The sequence below is a fragment of the Xanthomonas sp. SHU 308 genome, assembly GCF_000364645.1.
GTDB lineage: Bacteria > Pseudomonadota > Gammaproteobacteria > Xanthomonadales > Xanthomonadaceae > Xanthomonas_A > Xanthomonas_A sontii.
Window position 1 is genome coordinate 1 of the sequence record NZ_AQOK01000762.1, and the last position, 202, is coordinate 202.

At 78.2% G+C, this 202-nt stretch carries 1 protein-coding gene; it reads left to right on the forward strand.

The window, feature by feature from the left end:
• The coding region (locus tag D588_RS28755; protein WP_043086361.1) for a LysE family transporter at positions 1-202 on the forward strand (202 nt) is incomplete at both ends.

Here is a 202-nt window from a genome sequence, read left to right on the forward strand (position 1 = left end):
TGGCCGCGGGGCGCTCGCGCGCGGCCGGGCTCGCCGCGGCACTGGGCATGGGCGTGGGCTGCGCGCTGTTCGCGTTGGCGGCCTTGTTCGGCCTGCAGGCGTTGCTGGAGCGGGTGCCGGCGCTGCATCGCGCGGTGTCGGTCGCCGGTGCCGCCTATCTGCTGTGGCTGGCCTGGCGGGCGTGGCGGACGCCGGCGTCGCT